13 protein-coding genes are annotated in these 16,253 nt (G+C 60.6%); 10 read left to right on the forward strand and 3 right to left on the reverse strand.

Annotation, left to right across the window (positions count from 1 at the left end; genetic code table 11):
* Nucleotides 1-33: 33 nt before the first annotated feature.
* On the reverse strand, nt 34-420 hold the full coding sequence (locus tag KQ661_RS07160; RefSeq protein WP_216679990.1) for an RlpA-like double-psi beta-barrel domain-containing protein: 387 nt from the start codon (nt 418-420) through the stop codon (nt 34-36).
* 560 nt (nt 421-980) lie between these two features.
* Between KQ661_RS07160 and KQ661_RS07165 the strand changes: the two genes are divergently transcribed.
* The 8 genes from KQ661_RS07165 to KQ661_RS07200 all read left to right on the forward strand — a co-directional run bounded on the left by KQ661_RS07165 (nt 981) and on the right by KQ661_RS07200 (nt 11,360).
* Nucleotides 981-3,896, forward strand: coding sequence for a 2-oxoglutarate dehydrogenase E1 component (locus tag KQ661_RS07165; protein WP_216686012.1), 2,916 nt, complete (start codon nt 981-983; stop codon nt 3,894-3,896).
* Between the two features lie 98 nt (nt 3,897-3,994).
* Nucleotides 3,995-5,638: a 2-oxoglutarate dehydrogenase complex dihydrolipoyllysine-residue succinyltransferase gene (gene odhB / locus KQ661_RS07170; protein WP_216686013.1), complete on the forward strand. Its 1,644-nt coding sequence runs from the start codon at nt 3,995-3,997 to the stop codon at nt 5,636-5,638.
* 244 nt (nt 5,639-5,882) lie between these two features.
* A complete protein-coding gene (locus KQ661_RS07175) occupies nt 5,883-6,410 on the forward strand; it encodes a DUF4126 family protein (RefSeq protein WP_216686014.1) in 528 nt (175 codons plus the stop codon).
* 189 nt (nt 6,411-6,599) lie between these two features.
* The gene (locus KQ661_RS07180; RefSeq protein ID WP_216686015.1) at nt 6,600-7,304 is read left to right on the forward strand and encodes an ABC transporter ATP-binding protein; all 705 of its coding nucleotides are present in this window, start codon (nt 6,600-6,602) and stop codon (nt 7,302-7,304) included.
* A 34-nt stretch (nt 7,305-7,338) separates the two neighbouring features.
* Nucleotides 7,339-8,277, forward strand: coding sequence for an efflux RND transporter periplasmic adaptor subunit (locus tag KQ661_RS07185; protein WP_216679995.1), 939 nt, complete (start codon nt 7,339-7,341; stop codon nt 8,275-8,277).
* A gap of 89 nt (nt 8,278-8,366) precedes the next feature.
* Nucleotides 8,367-9,488 carry an ABC transporter permease gene (locus KQ661_RS07190; protein ID WP_216686016.1) on the forward strand — a complete coding sequence of 374 codons (1,122 nt, stop codon included), beginning with the start codon at nt 8,367-8,369 and terminating at the stop codon, nt 9,486-9,488.
* A 15-nt stretch (nt 9,489-9,503) separates the two neighbouring features.
* Nucleotides 9,504-10,859: a TolC family protein gene (locus KQ661_RS07195; protein ID WP_216686017.1), complete on the forward strand. Its 1,356-nt coding sequence runs from the start codon at nt 9,504-9,506 to the stop codon at nt 10,857-10,859.
* A 117-nt stretch (nt 10,860-10,976) separates the two neighbouring features.
* On the forward strand, nt 10,977-11,360 hold the full coding sequence (locus tag KQ661_RS07200) for a hypothetical protein (RefSeq protein ID WP_216679998.1): 384 nt from the start codon (nt 10,977-10,979) through the stop codon (nt 11,358-11,360).
* Nucleotides 11,361-11,385: 25 nt separating this feature from the next.
* Here the strand turns inward: KQ661_RS07200 and KQ661_RS07205 are convergent, their stop codons facing one another.
* On the reverse strand, nt 11,386-12,363 hold the full coding sequence (locus tag KQ661_RS07205; protein ID WP_216679999.1) for an EamA family transporter: 978 nt from the start codon (nt 12,361-12,363) through the stop codon (nt 11,386-11,388).
* 136 nt (nt 12,364-12,499) lie between these two features.
* Here KQ661_RS07205 and KQ661_RS07210 point away from each other — a divergent pair, with 136 nt between their 5' ends.
* Both KQ661_RS07210 and lpdA read left to right on the forward strand, forming a co-directional pair.
* Nucleotides 12,500-14,158 carry a M1 family metallopeptidase gene (locus KQ661_RS07210; protein WP_235726938.1) on the forward strand — a complete coding sequence of 553 codons (1,659 nt, stop codon included), beginning with the start codon at nt 12,500-12,502 and terminating at the stop codon, nt 14,156-14,158.
* A 133-nt stretch (nt 14,159-14,291) separates the two neighbouring features.
* Nucleotides 14,292-15,698 (forward strand): dihydrolipoyl dehydrogenase, encoded by a 1,407-nt coding sequence (lpdA, locus tag KQ661_RS07215; protein ID WP_216680000.1) that lies wholly within the window; start codon nt 14,292-14,294, stop codon nt 15,696-15,698.
* A 93-nt stretch (nt 15,699-15,791) separates the two neighbouring features.
* Here lpdA and KQ661_RS07220 read toward each other — a convergent pair whose 3' ends face one another.
* Nucleotides 15,792-16,154, reverse strand: coding sequence for a DUF805 domain-containing protein (locus tag KQ661_RS07220; RefSeq protein ID WP_216686018.1), 363 nt, complete (start codon nt 16,152-16,154; stop codon nt 15,792-15,794).
* Nucleotides 16,155-16,253: the final 99 nt, after the last annotated feature.

Consider the following 16,253-nt stretch of genomic DNA (forward strand, 5'->3'; position numbering starts at 1 on the left):
TTCGTGCCTTTTATAGAATAGCAATAAGTGTTTTTACAGCACTGCAAGGGGCTGAATCTTCACGCCCTTCTGAAAAATATCGTATTTCTCGCTGGGGTGGGTCAGCACGTCCATGCAGTGGTGGTGGCGGCGGTTCATGGTGTCATGAATGGTGTACACGCCGTCGAGTTTGGGCGAGAGGCCGCGTACGCGCACCTTATCGCCAAATTTGAAAGGGCCGCCCCACGGTTTCAGCAAGTCGCGCGACAGGGCCATCCAGCGCTTTTTGCTCCCATAGTGTGGTTTGATGCGGGAATTGTCAGCCGTGATGAACGGCTCACTGTCCGTTTGGCCGGGCACGGCTTGGTAGGCGGTAGCCGTTACCGTATAAGTAAGGGCGTGGGTGACCAGCTTTTTCGCCTTAACGGCGTGTTTAAGCATGGTTCGGTGCGGTATCAGAAACTCCTCAAGCCCTTTGGCTTCGGCAGTGGGTGTGCTAGGGAAAAGCGGCGTAGTCAGGGCCGCAGCAGCAATAAGTAGGTCGGCTAATAGCTTAACATTATTCATTAAAATGGTATTCGTACGCCCGCCAAAATGCCCGGCGGTATAGGCCCTGCCCGGGCTAAAAACACGGGCAGAAAGTGATTAACGGTTTGATTAGCAGATAAGTTCAGGTGAATCTGAATGCGCAATTCGAAAGCAGCCTGACGGCACGTGAGGGTATTATATAGAAAAAAATTAATATAAATCAGGGGTGCTTTTGTTGCCCGTTGGACCCTGGCTTTTGGGCTGAGCACACCTGATACAGGAGGACCTACTTAGAAATTAAAACCCGTCATCCTGGCATTTTTCGATAAATTGACAAGCCAAGTCACCGTGCAGGCTAATGAGAGTGAGCGTATGTTGCTGACTATTAAAAAAATTTGTATAGTCGCATACAGGTTTTTGCCTGTATCATAAGCACCTTACTTTTACAGGGCCTTACCTAAGCTGAATTCCCAATGGACTCTTATTCTTATCTAGCCAACGCCGACGCGGTGGCCATCGAAACCCTGTATCAGGCGTACCAGCAGAACCCGGAGTCGGTGGATTTCGGCTGGCGCAAGTTTTTTGAAGGGTTTGACTTCTCGCAGCAGTTTCCCGAAGGTGCCCCCCTGGTGCCCGGCGCGGCCGTCAATGGCAGCGCGCTGACCACGACGGCTTCGCCTGCCCCCGGCCCGCGCCCGCAGCCCGACGACTACGGGGTGCTCAATACGTTGGCCTCGACCAACAACGCGCCCGGCCTGGCCAGCGGTGCACCTGCCTCCGATAAGGAAACGGCCGTGCGCAACCTCATCCATGCTTTCCGCAGCCGGGGCCACCTGCGCGCCAAAACCAACCCGGTGCGCGAGCGCAAGGACCGCAAGCCCCGCCTCGACCTCGCCGATTTCGGCTTGAGCGAGGCTGACCTCGACACGGCCTTTCGCAACGGCGAAGTGCTGGGCCTGGGCGGGCAAGCCAAGCTGCGCGACATCGTGGCCGCGCTGGAGAAGATTTATACCGGCCCCATCGGCTTCGAGTACATGTCCATCCGCGACCCGCAGGTGCTGGACTGGTTTCGCGAGAAAGTGGAGCGCGACTCGCTGGCCTTCAACCCCGGCGCGGAATACAAAAAGCGCATTCTGAAGAAGCTGAACGAGGCCGTGGTGTTCGAAAACTTCCTGCATACCAAGTTTTTGGGGCAGAAGCGCTTCTCGCTCGAAGGCGGCGAAACCACCATTCCCGCGCTGGATGCCATCATCGGCAAGGGCGCGGAGCTGGGCGTGAAGGAAGTGATGATTGGCATGGCCCACCGCGGCCGCTTGAACGTGCTGGCCAACATCATGGGCAAGACGTACGAGCAGATTTTCTCGGAGTTTGAAGGCACCGCCGTGCCCGACCTGACCATGGGCGACGGCGACGTGAAGTACCACATGGGCTACAGCTCGGAAGTGGAAACCAGCACCGGCCTGAAAGTCAACCTGAAGCTGGCCCCCAACCCTTCGCACCTGGAGGCGGTGAATCCGGTGGTGGAAGGTTTCGTGCGGGCTAAAATTGAGCACCAGTACGGCGGCGACTACCACCAGATTCTGCCCATCCTCATCCACGGCGACGCGGCTTTGGCTGGCCAGGGCATCGGCTACGAGCTGACGCAGATGTCGCAGCTGGAAGGCTACAAAACGGGTGGTACCATCCACTTCGTGATTAACAACCAGGTTGGTTTTACCACCGATTTTGAGGATGCCCGCTCGTCGATTTACTCAACGGATTTGGCTAAAATCATCGATGCACCCGTGCTGCACGTGAACGGTGATGACCCCGAGGCGGTGGTGTTTGCCGTGCAGCTGGCGACGGAGTACCGCCAGCAGTTCCACGCCGATATCTTTATTGATATGGTGTGCTACCGCCGTCACGGCCACAACGAGTCGGACGAGCCCAAGTTCACCCAGCCCACGCTCTACAACCTCATCTCGAAGCACCAGAACCCACGCGAGGTCTACAATACCATGCTGGTGCAGCGCGGTGATGTGGATGCCGAGCTGGCTGCCCAGATGGACAAGGAATTCCGCGAAACCCTGCAGGCCCGCCTCGATTTGGTGAAGCAGGCCCCACTGCCCTACAAGTACCAGGCCCTGGAAAATGAGTGGCGCAGCCTGCGCCGCAGCACGCCCGAGGATTTTGAGCAGTCGCCCGAAACCGGCATTTCGGCCGAAAGCGTGGAGAAAGTGGCCAAGGCCCTGACTACGATTCCCGACGGCTTCAAGCCCATCAAGCAGATTGATAACCTGCTGAAGGAGCGCCGCAAAATGTTCTACGAAACCCGCGTGCTGAACTGGGCCGCCGGCGAACTGCTGGCTTACGGCTCGCTGCTGACGGAAAAGCACATTGTGCGCGTGAGTGGCCAGGACGTGCAGCGTGGCACGTTCTCGCACCGCCACGCGGTGCTGCACGATGCTGAAACCTCGGCTCCATACAACTCGCTGAACAACATTGAAGGCGAGAACCAGAAGCTGAGCATTTATAATTCGCTGCTGAGCGAATATGCGGTGCTGGGCTTCGAATTCGGCTACGGCATGGCCAACCCCACGGCTCTGGTGGTGTGGGAAGCGCAGTTCGGCGACTTCGCCAACGGTGCCCAAACCATGATTGACCAGTTTGTGGTGAGCTCTGAGAGCAAGTGGCAGCGCATGAACGGCCTGGTGATGCTGCTGCCCCACGGCTACGAAGGCCAGGGCCCCGAGCACTCTAACGCCCGCCCCGAGCGGTTTCTGCAGCTGGCGGCCGAGAACAACATCGTGGTAGCCAACATCACCACGCCGGCCAACTTCTTCCACGCCCTGCGCCGCCAGCTGACGTGGAGCTTCCGCAAGCCGCTGGTGGTGATGTCGCCCAAGTCGATGCTGCGTCACCCGTTGTGCGTATCGCCGCTGGAGGAGTTCACCGGCGGGCATTTCCGTGAGGTGCTGGGCGATGATTTTGCCGAAGCCAAAAAGGTGAAGCGCGTGCTGCTGTGCTCGGGTAAGGTGTACTACGACTTGCTCGACGAGCAGCGCACTTCTGACCGCAAAGACGTGGCCATTGTGCGCCTCGAGCAGCTGCATCCCTTCCCCAAAAAGCAGCTTGATGCCGAGCTGGCCAAGTACGGCAAAGCCAAAACCTACTGGGTGCAGGAAGAGCCCGAGAACATGGGCTACTGGAACTTCATGCTCCGCTACATGCGCCGCGAGCTGGAAGACGTGATTTCGCGCAAGCCCTCGGCCTCGCCGGCCACCGGCTACAACAAAATCCATGTAAAGGAGCAAAAGGAGCTCGTGGCCCGCGCCTTCGACAAGCCCAAGGAGGCCGTGGCCGATGGCAACATCAAAGCCTCTGCCGAAGCCGCCAAGAAGCTGGATTAAGCTGGTGCGGTAAGCTTTAGCTTACCGCACCAGCCCCGTACGCGGCTCATTTCAATCAACATCAGAAGAAACTCCACTTTCCCACGCCACCCTAGTTTATGGCCCTCGAAATCAAAATTCCCGCCGTTGGCGAATCCATCACCGAAGTCACCATTGCCAAGTGGCTCAAGAAAGACGGCGAGGCCGTGAAGCGCGACGAGGTGATTGCCGAACTCGAATCGGACAAGGCCACGTTTGAGCTGCCCGCCGAGGCGGATGGCATCCTGAAAATCCGCGTGGCCGAGGGTGAAACCATCGGTATCGGCACCGTGATTGCGGACCTGGATGGTGCCGTAACTGGTGCCGCGCCGGCTCCGGCCGCCACTGCGCCCGCCCCGGCCGCTGCCAGCGCCCCGGCTGCCGACCCCATCAACAAAGGCGAAGAAAACCCCGCCGCCAGCGACCAGGCCGGCTACGGCGGCGCGGCCGCTGCGGCTCCGGCAGCTCCCGCTGCTGGTGGGGGCTCGGTAGAGATGAAAATCCCTAACGTGGGCGAATCCATCGCGGAAGTAACGGTGGCTAAGTGGCTGAAAGAGGACGGTGCCCAGGTGAGCCGCGACGAAGTGATTGCCGAGCTCGAATCGGACAAGGCCACGTTTGAGCTGCCCGCCGAGGCAGCCGGCATCCTGCGCCACGCCGTGAAGGAAGGCGAAACCATCAGCATTGGGGCCGTGATTGCGCGCATCGAGGGTGGTAGCGGTGCGGCTCCGGCGGCTCCGGCTCCGGCTGCTGCTACGGCGGCTCCCGTGGCGGCGCTGGCCTCGGCCCCGGTCGCGGGCGGCGCGGCTACTTATGCTACCGGCGTGCCCTCGCCGGCCGCCGGGAAGATTCTCGATGAGAAAGGCATTGCCGCCACCGACGTAGCCGGGACCGGCCGCGATGGCCGCATCACGAAAGAAGATGCCCAGAATGCCCAGGCCAAGCCTGCTGCTGCGCCCGCCCTCCAAGCCGCTCCGGCAACAGCCCAGGTACCAGCCACCAGCAGCCAGGCAGCCGGTGGCAGCCGCGAAGTGCGCCGCGAGCGCATGAGCAATCTGCGCAAAACAGTGGCCCGCCGCCTGGTAACGGTGAAAAACGAAACGGCCATGCTCACCACCTTCAACGAGGTGAACATGCAGCCCATCATGGACCTGCGCAACAAGTTCAAAGACCAGTTCAAGGCCAAGAATGGTGTGGGCCTGGGCTTCATGTCCTTCTTCACGAAGGCCGTGTGCGTAGCCCTGAAGGAGTGGCCTTCGGTGAATGCCCAGATTGACGGCACGGACATCGTATTCAACGATTTCTGCGACATCAGCATCGCCGTATCGGCCCCGAAAGGCCTGGTGGTGCCCGTGATTCGCAACGCCGAGCAGCTGAGCTTCGAGGGCATTGAGAAGGAAGTGGTGCGCCTGGCCGGCCTGGCCCGCGACAACAAGCTCACCATTGAGCAGATGACCGGCGGCACGTTTACGCTCACCAACGGCGGCGTATTCGGCTCCATGCTCAGCACGCCCATCATCAATGCGCCGCAGTCGGCCATTCTGGGCATGCACAACATCATCCAGCGCCCCATCGCCGAAAACGGCCAGGTTGTGATTCGCCCCATGATGTACTTGGCCCTGAGCTACGACCACCGTATTATCGACGGCCGCGAGTCGGTGTCGTTCCTGGTACGGGTGAAGGAGCTGCTCGAAGACCCCTCGCGTCTGCTGCTGGGCGTGTAGGCACGCGTTGTTAGGTTGAAGTACCCCGAAAGCGGCCGGCAGTTATTGCCGGCCGCTTTTTTTGGTTTCAGGATAGCCCAAAAATCTTGCCCGGCGTTTAATAACATTCTTATTTAGGACTTACGCAGTTGAAGCACTAACTAGCTGAAAAACAGCAATATAATAAATATATGTCTTTAATGCAAGTCGTTGATTTTCAGGTTACATAGCTTTTGAAGTGCGTAAGTCCTATTATTAAGTCGTTATGAAAAACTCCAGAAAGACCCATCGTCCCGCAAAGTTTTGGCCCGTGCTGGGCTTTGCCACGCTTGCCGGCATGCGCAGCATGAGCGCCCCGGCTTTCCTGAGCCACTACTTTTCGCGGCAGCCACACGCGGGCCTCGAAGATTCGCGGCTACGTTTTTTGCAAAAGCCCATGACCGCCGATTTGCTGAAATTGCTGGCCGCTGGTGAAGTGGTGGTGGATAAGCTGCCGGGCACGCCCGACCGCATTGCCCCGCCGCCCCTGTTGGGCCGGCTATTGTCGGGGGCGCTGGTGGGGGCAGCCTGGTACCGGTCGCGCCAGGGCAGCGCCCTGCACGGTGGTATGCTGGGCGGGCTGGTGGCCGTGGCATCCTCATTTGTGAGCTATGCACTGCGTACTGGCATCAGCGAGCAGGCCGGGGTGCCCAGCGCCCTGGTAGGGGCGGGCGAAGATGTGTTGGTAATAGCGGGTGGTGCCGCCCTGCTGCACGGCCAGCAGCCACCCCACGGCGAGTGGCGACCATTGTGATTGAGCGTAATAAGGGCTTGATAGCATTCATAAAATTTGCCGGGACAAGCGGGTAGATTCTCGTTTCAGTATTGGAAAAGCAACGGCGCGTGTAAGAATTTGGGAATAATAATATTTTATAGCATATATTCATTATAAATGCTATGATAATCAAAGCAGTCTCAAAAATCAAAACGTGCGTGCAAAGCAATGGCAACCAGCGAGTACGTAGCCCAGCTTCGGCAGGCCAGCAAAGTCTACCAAACCGGCGATACCACCATTACGGCGCTGGCCCCGAGCGACCTCGACCTGCGGGCGGGTGAGATGTTGCTTATCGTCGGGCCTTCGGGCTCGGGCAAAACCACACTGCTCTCCCTGTTGGGTTGCGTGATGTACCCCACCAAGGGGCAGGTGCTGGTGAATGGGCACGATATCAGTCAGCTCACCGAAAGCGAATTGGCAGAGCTTCGGCTTCATACCATCGGCTTCGTTTTCCAGAGCTTCAACCTGATTCAACCCCTGACGGCCGAAGAAAACGTGTTGTTGCCGCTGCGTTTGCAGCAGGTGCCTTTGCCTGCGGCCCGCGCCCGCGCGGCCGCGGCCCTGGCCCTGGTTGCCATGACTGACCGGGCCCGGCAGCTGCCCAAAGAGCTTTCGGGGGGGCAGCAGCAGCGCGTGGCCATTGCGCGGGCCCTGGTAACCGAGCCCACGCTCATTCTCTGCGATGAGCCCACGGCTTCGCTCGATGCCAGGTCGGTGGAAGTAGTAATGCGCGAGCTGAAAACGCTGGTGCAGCAGGGTAAAGCCCTGGCCGTGGTAACGCACGACCTGCGCCTGCGAAGCTTCGCCGACCGGATTGTGTACATGGACGAAGGCCGCGTGACCGACGTGCCCCAGCCCGATGCGCTGGTGTAGCCCCCTTTTTAATAACCTATAATCGACCTGAGCTATGCGCCTGCTGCTGTTTCTGATGCTACTGCTGGCAGCCTGTGGAAAGGCCGGGAACGACGCGGCCAACCCCGGCCGGGAAGGCTTGGCGCAGCAACCCGCCCTGGTGCGCGAAGTAGTGGCGCTGGGCCGGGTAGAGCCCGAAAATAAGCTCATTGGCCTGGCGGCCGAGGTAAGTGGGGTGGTGGCGGCCCTGCATGCGGCCGAGGGGCAGCGCGTGGAAAAAGCGCAGCTGCTACTTACGCTGAACGAGGCCGTGGAGCAGGCCCAGGTGACGCAGGCCCGCAGCCGCCTCGCCACCCAGCAAGCCCAGATTGCCGCCGATGCGGCGACCCTGCGCAGCGCCGAAGCGCAGGCCACCAACCTGAGCCGTACCGCGGCCCGCGTGCGTGAGCTGGCCCGCCAGGGAGCTGAAACGCTACAAAGTCGCGACGATGCCCAAACCGAGTTGACCACGCAACAACAGGAAGTAGCCCGCTTGCAGGCCCTGCTGCACAGCGCTCGCCGGCAGTTCGAAGCGCTGCAGGCTGACGTGGCGGTGGCCACCGCCCGGCTGGCCCAGCGGCGAGTATTGGCTCCGGCGACCGGTCGCTTGCTGAAATGGGATGTGACCGTGGGCAGTAGCGTGGGCACTGGCACCGTTCTGGGCGATTTTGCTCCGGCTGGCCGCATCACCGTGCTCTGCGAAGTCGATGAGCTGTTTGCCGACCGGGTGCGGCCCGGCGAGTCGGCCTACGTGCGCCCCCTGGGCGGTACCAGGCGGCTGGCCCGTGGCACGGTGCTGTTTGCCGCGCCATACCTGAAGCAGAAGTCGCTGTTTGCCGGGACGGCCGGGGAGGCCGAAGACCGACGGGTGCGCGAAGTGCGCGTGCTGCTAACGCAGGGTGGCGACTCGCTACTGCTTAATAGCCGGGTCGAATGCGTGATTCAACTACCCTAAAAAAGCGCATCATTAGCCCAGCGTTTCGGCTGCTAAAAAGGTTTTTTTAAAGAAGTAAGGCATTGTAAATCAAATTAATATTCCGCCTAATGCTGCACATTGCCCTGCAATTTATTCGCTACGATAAGGCCAAGAGTATTGGTACGCTGCTGGGCATTATCATCAGCCTGTTTTTGGTGGGGCAGCAAAGCGGCGTGTTCGTGTTCCTGACCAATGCCATGTCGAGTCTGGTCGATAATACCGCGACCGACCTGTGGGTGGTCGATAACCGCACGACCAATGTAAATGCCCTGGCCAAGCTAGATATTCGTCTGCTGCGCGAAGTGGGTAGTTTGCCGGGCGTGCGCCGGGCCTATGCGTTGGTGGTGGCTGGGGGCGCGGCCAGTTTTCCCAACGGCACCAGCGCCGGCGTACAAATTATTGGTTCCGAGGCCCCATTGTTTCGGGCTGGGCCGAAGGAACTGGTGCAGGGCGCTTTTGCCGACCTGATACCGGACGGAGCGATGAGCTTCGACCAGTTCGACCGCAAAACCCTGGGCGGAAGCAGCGTGGGCTCGGTATTTGAGATTGGGGGCAAGCGCGTGTACCTGGCTACCATGAGCAAGGGCCTGCGCGGTTTCGGGGCGGTGTACCTGTTCACCACTTTGGAGCGGGCGCGTTACCTGGGTAATGTGCCCACCACCCAGCTCAGTGCCGTGCTGGTGGATGTGCAGCCGGGGGCCGACCCCATTGTGGTGCGCGACCGCATCAATCGCAGCCTCTATGGCGTGCGGGCCTGGCGGCCCCGCGACTTTGCCCTGGCGACCAAAAAAACGGTGCTCGGTACCTCCGGTATTGCCGTCAGCTTCGGCTCGCTGATTGCCTTTGCAGTGATATCCGGTTTTTTTATCATCGGGCTGACGCTTTATTCGGCTGCTATCGACCGCCTCAAGGACTATGGCACGCTCAAGGCCATCGGGGCTTCCAATGGCTACGTGGCACGGCTTATATTGCTCCAGGCGCTGATTTTTGCGGTGGTAGGCTTCGGCCTGGGCTATGCCCTGATTGAAGGCTTCCGTTTCGGGATTGGTAAATCGGGGGTGTTATTTAGCTACTCCTGGGTGCTGCGGGGGGCATTTTTGGGCATCACGCTGCTCATTAGCATGGGCGGGGCAGTATTTGCCATTCGGCGCATCAGCGGGGTGGAGCCCGCCAGTGTTTTTCGCGGCTAATTCCTTTCTCTGACTATGCGGCGACTTTGGCTCTTGGTTGTATTCTTCGGCACCTCCCCTGGTTGGGGGCAGGCGCAGCCGGCCGGGCCACTGCGCCTGAGCCTGCCGCGAGCACTGGCGCTGGCCCAGGTAAGCCGGGGTAGCTACCAGAACCTGCAGCTGGAGGAGCAGGTAGCCGCCCAGGCCGCCCGGGCCGTGCGGGGCCTGTACGCTCCTAAGCTCGGCGCAGCTACCGACCTGCGCTACAACATTATTTTGCCTACCAGCATTATCCCCAACTTCGCCAACCCCACATCGGGCGAGCGGGTGCCGGTTAGTTTTGGTACGGTGTATCAGGCCAGCGCCGGCCTCACCTTCAACCAACCTCTCTACGATGCCAATGCCCTGGCCCAGAGGCCGGTAGCCGCCCTCACGCAGCAGCTGGCCGCCAATGCGAGTTGGCAGGGGCGGGTAGCTTTGGTGGTAGCCGTGAGTCAGGCCTACTACGAAGCGTTGCTGCGCGAAACCCAGCTGGCCTTTGCCCGAGCAGATGCGGTGCGAGCCCAGGCCGCCTACCGCGACCTGGCTGCCCGCCAGCAGGTCGGCCGCGCCCTGGCCAACGAGGTAGACCAGGCCCATCTGGCCCAGCGCAACGCGTCTCTGGCACAGGCCGTTGCCCAGCAGTACATTGGCCTGAGCAAGCAGCACTTGCTGGCCACGCTGGGCCTGCCACCCAACTACGTCGCCAACCTCCAGCTCACCGATTCGCTGCCCCAGCTATTGCGCCGCTATGCCGATACCACCGCCTGGCAGGAGACCCCGCCAGCTCTACAGCGGCGGCCCGAATTCCGGCAGGAGCAGCTGAATGCCGACCTCGCTGCGGCCAATTTGAGCGCCGAGCGCCGCGGCTATCGGCCCACCGTGGGCCTGACGGGCTACCTGGGCGCCAATGGCTTCAACGATAATTTCCTGCAAACCCTGCACCTGGGCCGCTGGTTTGGCAATGCCTACGCGGCCGTGCAGGCCAGCGTGCCACTACTCGACGGGTCGGCTCGTGCCACTCGCCTCGAAACCCAGCGCCTGCGCCAGCAGCAGGCCCGTAACCGCCAGGCTGACCTGCAGCAAACCATTGGCTACGAAGTGGCGAATGCCCGCACGCAGCTGCAGCTAGCCTGGCAAACTGTGCAGGTGAAGGAAGAAAATATAGCCGTGACGGCCCGTAGTGCCGAGCTGACAGCGCTGCGCCAACAAGCGGGGCGCGCCCTGGGCCGCGAAGTGCTCGCCGCCGAAGCAACGCGCCAGCAGGCGCAACGGGAGTATCTGCAGGCCGTGTACGATTTCCTTGTTGCTCGTCTTGAATACCAGCGCGTTACCGGTACGCTAACCGATTAAGGCACTACCGGCGGCCGCGCGCGCCCACTGATATCAGTCATCGGTTGGCCTGAGCCGGCTCATCGGAATAGCCGCCAAACCGGCCGAAATTCAGGCAACACTCTACCTCGTCCGGCAATGAGATACTTTCTGATAGGCGCAGCTTTGTGGTGGGCGCTGGCCGCCCGGGGGCAGGTGGTGGTGCAGGTAGGGCCGCCACTTTGGGGGCCGCCCACCCCGGTGGGCACGCAGTACTACTACATTCCCGAGGCGCAGGCTTACTACGATTTGGCCAACCGCTGCTTTTTTGTGTTTCGGGGTAATACCTGGGTTTGCATTCCCGAATTTCAGGTGGTGTACTGGCCCGGCCATTTCCACGGGATAGTGGTGGGCTACCGGGGGCCGCAACCCTGGCTCCTGATTGACCGGCACCGGCGCATGTACCTACCGCCGCTGCCGCATGGGCCGCGCCGGGCACCAGCCGTTCGGCCCTCGCCCCGCCGCCCCGGCCGTATCCGATGATGGCTGATTGTCAGCAGGAAGGATGTCAGGAAGCCACGGATGTTTCGGGTGCCGGAGCTAGGGCTACTGGAGCTGTTACCGCCACTTTACGGCGACCACCCAGCAGCACCAGCACCACGGCCAGCACAATCAGGCCCGCGCCGATAAGCATTTGGGGGTTGAGGATTTCGCCGGCGAAGGCCCAGCCCAGCAGCACGGCCACCACCGGGTTCACAAAGGCGTAGGTGCCGGCCAGGGCGGGCTCGACCACGCGCAACAGCCAGATATAAGCCGAAAAGGCCACAATGGAGCCAAACGTGACCAGGTAGGCATACGCCAACCACGACTTGGTCGTCACCTGGGCCAGCTCGAAACCCGAGGCTTCGCCCCGGCCCAGGCCCAGCAGCAGCATGGCAATGCCGCCGCACAGCATTTGCATGCCGCCCGAGGCGAAGGGCGACGGGGTAGGCCGGTGGTTTTTGGCATAGAGCGAGCCGATGGACCACACCAGCGCGGCCACCAGCACAATGCTCATGCCCAGGCCCGTGTGGCCGGGCTGTTTCACGGGGGTGGCGGCGGGGTGGGCGGCCAGCAGGTACATGCCGGCCATGCCCGCGCCCAGCCCCAGGGCTACCCACTTGGTGGGCCGGGGCGCAATGCCGCTCAGCCAGCCCAGTACCGCCAGAAACATGGGCACCGTGGCCACCAGCAGCGCCGTGATGCCGCTGGGCAAATACAGTACGCCAAACGTGGTACCGCCATTGCCGAAGCCCAGCAGGCAAACGCCGATTATGGCCGCGTAGCCCCAGCCCTGGAGGGTAGGGGCCGGCTCGCCGCGCCAGCGCATAAACCCGTAGAGTAGCCCTCCCGCAATGCCGTAGCGCGTGCCGGCCATGAGCAGCGGCGGCATGCTGGCCACGGCAAACTTCATAACCAGATAAGTGGAGCCCCAAATAAGATAAACCAGCGCAAAGGCCGTGAATAACGCGGCCCGCGAAGGCGCAGCCGAACCAGAATCAGACATAAATAGAAGTAATAGTGCCGCAAAATTACGCCGCCGTCCCGCTGTCCCAAGCCATACCGCCCCGTCTGCCACAAAGTTTGCGCTCCCGAAACGCCGGCCTTGCAGATTGCTGTTGTTGTTTTGCATGATGAACCCAATGAAGCTGCTCCTTCCGCTGCTGTTATTGCTAGCGACCCTGCAACCCGCCGTCGCCCAGCTCCTGCAGGCCCAGCCCGAAGCCTTCACCCGCGCCGATTCCCTGCGCGGCGGCCAAACCCCGCTCCGCACCTGCTACGACCTCAATTACTACCACCTCGATGTGCAGCTGGACCCGGCCCAGCGGTTTATCAGCGGCTCCAACCTGTTCCGATTCACCGCCACGCGGGATTTCACGCGGCTGCAGTTCGACCTGTTTGCCAACCTGAAGGTGGAAAAAGTGCTGTACCGGGGTCGGGAATTACCCTTCACCCGCGAGGCCAATGCCGTGTTCGTCACCTTTCCCCAGGCCATTGCCAAAGGCAGCCGCGACGAGTTCACGGTGTACTACTCCGGCAACCCTACGGTGGCCAAAAAAGCTCCCTGGGATGGCGGGATGGTCTTCGCCCAGGATGCCGCTGGCCGGCCTTGGATTGCCACCGCCTGCCAGGGTACGGGGGCCAGCATCTGGTGGCCCACCAAAGACCAGCAGGCCGATGAGGTTGATTCCATGCTCATCAGCATCAGCGTGCCCACCGGCCTGCGCGATGTGTCGAACGGCCGCCTGCGCCGCACCACCAAACTCAAAAATGGCTACACCCGCTTCGATTGGGCCGTCACCAACCCCATCAACAACTACGATGTGGCTCTGAACGTGGGCAGCTTCAAGCACTTTTCCGACGTGTACCAGGGCGAAAAAGGCCCCCTCACGCTCGACTACTGGGTGCTGCCCGAAAACCTGGCTAAAGCCAAAACCCAGTTCGAAGCCAACGTGAAACCTATGCTCAAAAGCATGGAGCACTGGTTCGGCCCTTACCCTTTTTACCGCGACGGCTACAAGCTCATCGATGCTCCCCACCTTGGCATGGAGCACCAGAGCGCCGTGGCCTACGGCAACAAGTACCAAAACGGCTATCTGGGCAAAGACCGCAGCAACACCGGCTGGGGCTTGAAGTGGGACTTCATTATCATCCACGAAAGTGGCCACGAGTGGTTCGGCAACAACATCACCAGCCAGGATATTGCCGATATGTGGGTGCACGAAAGCTTCACCACCTACTCCGAAGCCCTGTTTGTGGAAAGCCAGTTCGGCAAGCAGGCCGGCCAGGAATACATCCACGGCCAGCGTCGCAACATCTCAAACGATGGCCCCATCATCGGCCCCTTCGGCGTGAACAAGGAAGGCTCCGGTGATATGTACGACAAGGGCAGCATGATGCTGAACACTATCCGCACCGTTCTCAACGACGATGCGAAGTGGCGGCAGCTGCTGCGCGGCCTCTCGGCCAAATTCTACCACCAGACCGTGACCGGTCAGCAAATTGTCGACTACTTCAATCGGGAAAGTGGCCGGGACTTCACCAAAATCTTCGACCAATACCTGCGCCACCGCAGCCTGCCGGTGCTGGAAATCCGCTTCGAAGATGGCAAGACCCTAGCTCGTTGGGTGGCCGACGTTGACAAGTTCGATATGCCGGTGCGGGTGTGCCTGAAAGGCGGCGAGTATCAGTTTATCACGCCTACGACCAAGTTTGCGGAGATGAAAGAGTTGGCGGGGGCAACCAGGGAAACGCTGGAAGTGGACACGTTCAACTACTACATCGGCGTGCTGGTGGAGTAGTACCGTGGACTCTGCGAGTCCGCGCGTGGCGGGTGCTTTTCGGGTAACGTTCACCCGCGCGGACTTGCAGAGTCCACGGTACATGCTTCGCGCCGTACCTTCGCACGAGCGTACAATCATAGAATATCCCCTCATGAATCAATACGACGTCACCGTCATCGGCTCCGGTCCGGGCGGCTATGTAGCCGCCATCCGCTGCGCCCAGCTGGGCCTCAAAACGGCCCTCATCGAGAAATACCCCACCCTGGGCGGCACCTGCCTCAACGTGGGCTGCATCCCCAGCAAAGCCCTGCTCGATTCGTCCGAGCACTACCATAATGCTCATTCGGTGTTTGCCGAGCACGGCATCGGCCTCGACAACCTGACGGTGGACATGAACCGCATGATTGACCGCAAGGCCGGCGTGGTGAAGGCCAACGTGGAAGGCATCGGCTACCTGATGAAGAAGAACAAAATCGACGTGCTGCAAGGTCTCGGCTCGTTCGTGGATAAAACCCACATCAGCATCGCGCCCATCGCGGGCGGCGAGCCTCAGACCATCGAAACCAAAAATGTCATCATCGCCACCGGCTCCAAGCCCACGGTGCTGCCGTTCATCGCCCAGGACAAGGAGCGCATTATCACCAGCACCGAGGCCCTGAACATCCGCGAAGTGCCTCGGCACATGGTCGTAATTGGCGGCGGCGTAATTGGCCTCGAAATGGCCTCCATCTACGCCCGCCTCGGCGCGAAAGTATCGGTGGTGGAGTTCCTCGATTCGCTCATCCCAACCATGGACCGCGGTCTGGGCAAGGAGTTGAAGCGCGTGCTGGGCAAAATCGGCATCGAGTTTTTTCTGAGCCACAAAGTGACCGGTGCCACCCGCGAGGGCGACAGCGTGACCGTGACCGCCCTCAACCCGAAAGGGGAGGAGGTGACCTTTGAGGGCGACTACTGCCTGGTGGCCGTGGGCCGCGCGCCCTACACCGCCGGCCTCAACCTCGAAGCCGCCGGCATCGAGATGGAAGAGCGTGGCCGCATCAAGGTCGATGCCCACCTGCAAACCAACGTGCCCGGCATCTACGCCATCGGCGACGTGGTGCGCGGGGCTATGCTGGCCCACAAGGCCGAGGAAGAAGGCGTGTTCGTGGCCGAAACCATCGTGGGCCAGAAGCCGCACATCAACTACCTGCTCATCCCCGGCGTGGTGTACACCTGGCCCGAAGTGGCCGGTGTGGGCTACACCGAAGAGCAGCTTAAGGAGCAGGGCAAGGCCTACAAAATCGGCAGCTTCCCCTTCAAAGCCAGCGGCCGCGCCCGCGCCAGCGGCGACACCGACGGCTTCGTGAAGGTGCTGGCCGACAAAACCACCGACGAAATCCTGGGCGTGCACATGATTGGCCCGCGCATCGCCGACCTCATCGCCGAAGCCGTGACCGCCATGGAGTTCCGCGCCTCCGCCGAGGATGTGGCCCGCATGAGCCACTCGCACCCCACCTACGCCGAGGCCATGAAAGAAGCCTGTTTGGCGGCTACCGAGAACCGGGCCATTCACATGTAGTGCCTGCGTTCATTTTAAAAGAAACCGCCGTAGCTACCTTGGTCGCTACGGCGGTTTCTTTTTATGACAAGTAATCCGCACAAGCTTTACTGCTTAGTAGGCAAATTCTGCTTTGGGGTTTAGGCCATATTCATTGCTACCGTCGGTGCCTTCGGTGCAGTAGAGCACCAGCAGCCAGATAGCCCCTACTAATGGCACAAAAACGATAAGCGTAAACCAGCCGCTTTTTCCCACGTCGTGAAGTCTTCTAACGCCTACGGCCAGGCTGGGAATGAGCACCGCGAGCGAGTATAAGCCAGAAATTGCGCCAGAGCCGGAGCCAAACAACGAGTAGTCGGCTATTCCTGCGGCGATGGAAAACAGGATGTTAAACAACACAAACATCCAGTACTCTTTTCGGCGGGCGCGGCCATTGAATACGGCGTAGTTTCTTAAAACATGTAAAAAGTATTCCATTGGGTAGAATGGGGTAGAATTTCCTAATCATAAGGCTTTTCGGTGACGCCCCGTTTTTTAGAGTGGGTTCTGGGCTCCACTTTAGGCAGCAAGGTATGG

The organism is Hymenobacter siberiensis, assembly GCF_018967845.1.
Classification (GTDB): Bacteria; Bacteroidota; Bacteroidia; order Cytophagales; family Hymenobacteraceae; genus Hymenobacter; species Hymenobacter siberiensis.